We start from the raw sequence: 3,533 nt of genomic DNA, 5'->3' as shown, positions 1-3,533 counted from the left end.
GAGGCAAGTGACGAGTCAAGAGCAATAAGGCTTGAACAAAGTGAAAGCCAGCGCCTTTAGACGCTGGCTTGTATTCTGGGCTTATAGCCCTTGTTCAAACCACCCGTTAGACGGGTGGTTATGATTTACGATAAAGTTTATCTTGTTGGTAGACGGGATCGAATGTCACGTTAACACCCAATTTACGAAGGACGTTTTTGTCTTCTTCAGTTAGGGTTACGGTAGAATGAGCTTCGCTGCCTTTCAAGTTACCAAGTTCTTTCATAGCAAGGTCGGCATCCTTGTTCGTCATTGCAGTAATGGCTAGCGCTATCAGAATTTCATTGGAATGTAAGCGAGGGTTTTGACTACCCAAGTGATTAACTTTTAGCCCTTGAATTGGTTTAACGTATTCAGGCTCAATCAATGGCGTTTCTTTAGCAATATTCGCTAGCTTTTTGATTGCATTAATGACAACTGCAGCAGTTGGTCCGAATAATTCAGATGTCTTACCAGTCACGAAACGACCATCCGGCAGTTCTAAGGCAAGGGCAGGTGCATTAGTGGCTTCAGCTTTTTCACGCGCCAAAACAGTTACTTGGCGGTCTGCAGGAGTAACCGCGATGTCGTTCATTAAGAGTTCAATTTTCTTAACGGCTGCTTCACTGACCCGTTCAGCTTTAAAGTCAACCAAGGTTTGGTAATAGCGACGGATAATCTCTTGCTTAGAAGCCTCGATGGCAGCCTCTTCATCAACAATGGAGAAACCAACCATGTTAACTCCCATATCTGTTGGGGAAGCATATGGTGATTTATTTAAAATCCGTTCAAAAGTCCGATTTAAGACAGGAAAGACCTCAATATCACGATTGTAGTTAACGGCAGTTTTGCCATATTTTTCCAAATGGAAGGGGTCAATCATATTCACATCATCAAGGTCAGCAGTAGCAGCTTCATAGGCTAAGTTAACTGGATGATGAAGCGGTAAGTTCCAAACAGGGAAGGTCTCGAATTTGGCATAACCAGAAGTCACACCACGCATTTGATCATGATACATCTGCGACATACAAGTGGCCAATTTACCAGAACCTGGACCAGGTGCCGTTACAACAACAAGGTTACGGCTGGTCTCGATAAAGTCATTTTTCCCCATCCCTTCTGGGGAAATAATGTGGTCAATATCAGTTGGGTAGCCCTTAATGGTGTAATGTAAGTAAGAAGCAATCCCATTTTTGTCAAGAGCTTTGCGGAAAGCATCAGCGGCTGGTTGGTTATTATACTGGGTAATGACAACAGATCCGACATAAATATCAAGCGTATTGAATTTGTCAATTAAACGGAAGACTTCTTGGTCATAGGAAATACCAAGGTCACCACGTACTTTTGAATGCTCAATGTTATTAGCATTGATGGCAATGACAATTTCAACTTGATCTTTAAGTTCTTTCAAGAGCTTAATCTTATTATCAGGTTCATAACCAGGTAAGACACGGGCAGCGTGGAAGTCTTCCAACATCTTGCCCCCAAATTCCATGTAGAGCTTGCCATCAAATTGGCTAATGCGTTCTAGAATGTGGTCTCTTTGCAGATTTAAGTATTTTTCGGAATCAAAAGCAATTTTTTTCATGTTTTATACCTCTGTATAGCATTATAACAAAGTAGCAGAAAGAAAGGAAAGGATTTCCTGAATTTCTCTTAATTTTTGAAACATTTAAGTATAATTGTTAGAATTTCCGAACATTTAAAGAAGAATTCTGACACTAATGTATTGTTTCGAGATAGCACTCTCTTTAGTGGCTTGCCTATACTTGTGCTTTGTGTTTTGTTCTTCCTTAATTGATTCATGATACGAGTTTGTCAGCTTGGCGATTCTTAAAAAAGAAAAAAGTGGTTGACAATTCTCATTTTCTTGGTTATACTTATAAACAATTAAATACTGCTTTAAGCATGTTCCGTGAGACATGAAAGCGCAAAGAAGAGTTGGTAACTCATACCCTCTTATTTTCTGTAGACTTTTTGTGGACTCACGGCCTTGCTGCGAGTCCTTTTTTGGGACCTAGAGGAGTGTTCAATTAATTAAGGTAGTCAGAGAGCTACTATTAAAAGGAGAAGCACATGTCACAACTGTCTTTAGACAAGAACAACAAGCGGGCCCTAGCGGCAGCCATTGTAGCCTCAGGTACAGACGACTTAAACGTTATGTTCCTGGCTTTCTCAATGTCCTCAATCATCACCGAACTTGGCATAACAGGAGCTCAAGGTGGGTGGATTGCGACCATTACAAACTTAGGAATGTTGGTTGGTGGTTTATTATTCGGCCTTCTAGCTGACCGCCATCATAAATTCAAGGTCTTCAAATGGACAATCTTAGTCTTCTCAATTGCAACAGGATTGATTTACTTTACTAAAAGTATCGAATACCTCTACATCATGCGCTTTATCGCTGGTATCGGAGTTGGTGGTGAGTACGGAGTTGCCATTGCCATCATGGCTGGAATTGTTCCACCAGAAAAAATGGGACGCATTTCTTCCCTTAACGGAATCGCTGGGCAGGTCGGCTCAATCACATCAGCATTACTAGCAGGGTGGTTAGCACCAGCCTTAGGATGGAGAGGTCTCTTCTTATTCGGTTTAGCACCAATCTTACTAGTCCTTTGGATGAAGCTTGCTATCGACGATGACAAGATTTGGGACAATGGTGGCGATGAGTCAGAAGAAACAAGCAACCCGTAAAAATTAACCAACTCTTCAAAACACCACTATTAACAGCCCAAACACTAGCTTTAATGGTTATGACAACCGTTCAAATTGCTGGCTACTTCGGTATGATGAACTGGCTACCAACCATTATCCAAACCAGCTTAAATATCTCAGTAAAAGATTCATCTCTATGGATGGTAGCAACTATCTTGGGAATGTGTTTAGGGATGCTAACCTTTGGTCAAATCCTTGACCGCTTTGGACCAAGAATGGTTTACTCAGCCTTCCTGATTGCTTCATCAGTCTGTGTTTACCTCTTCCAATTTGCCAACTCAATGCCGACGATGATTATTGGTGGAGCAATTGTAGGATTCTTCGTCAACGGTATGTTTGCAGGTTACGGGGCAATGATTACAAGACTTTACCCACACCACATCCGCTCTACAGCAAATAACGTTATCCTTAACGTAGGTCGTGCGGTCGGTGGTTTCTCATCCGTTATTATTGGTAAAATCTTAGACGCCTCAGGTGTTCCAATGGTTATGATTTTCCTAGCGTCGCTATACATCATCTCATTTATTGCCATGCTATCAATTAAGAACCTTAAATCATCTATCTATAGCAATCTATCAAAATAAGTTAATTAACTATTAATTGAAAATTTTTGGTAGAAATACAATTAATATAGGAAAATGTCCTTAGCTTAGTTAAGGACATTTTTGATTTATTATGTGACTTTTAGTCCGTTTCACTCCGAAGGTGTGAAACAAAAAACCACCCGCTATGCGGGTGTGCATCAAAGGTTATACCCAAAAGACTCCTAACGCGGTACAATATAGGTGTTCAAGCCAATT

The 3,533-nt window shown here is 40.8% G+C and carries 1 protein-coding gene and 1 pseudogene; one reads left to right on the top strand and one right to left on the bottom strand.

What is annotated here, in order from left to right; genetic code table 11:
- Nucleotides 1-118: 118 nt before the first annotated feature.
- Nucleotides 119-1,606 (bottom strand): DUF1846 domain-containing protein, encoded by a 1,488-nt coding sequence (locus tag AT575_RS04850; protein ID WP_102777401.1) that lies wholly within the window; start codon nt 1,604-1,606, stop codon nt 119-121.
- Between the two features lie 488 nt (nt 1,607-2,094).
- On the opposite strand from AT575_RS04850, the pseudogene AT575_RS04845 reads away from it, so the two are divergent.
- A pseudogene (locus tag AT575_RS04845) lies at nt 2,095-3,317 on the top strand (MFS transporter).
- Nucleotides 3,318-3,533 lie beyond the last annotated feature (216 nt).

This window comes from Streptococcus penaeicida (genome assembly GCF_002887775.1).
Taxonomy (GTDB): domain Bacteria; phylum Bacillota; class Bacilli; order Lactobacillales; family Streptococcaceae; genus Streptococcus; species Streptococcus penaeicida.
Note: the sequence above shows the minus strand (reverse complement) of the source record. Positions and strands in the feature narration are given on the sequence as shown.

Bases quoted from the DNA above. Each gene is read 5' to 3' on its own strand.
- AT575_RS04850 (WP_102777401.1), bottom strand. From the start codon at position 1,606: ATGAAAAAAATTGCTTTTGATTCCGAAAAATACTTAAATCTGCAAAGA.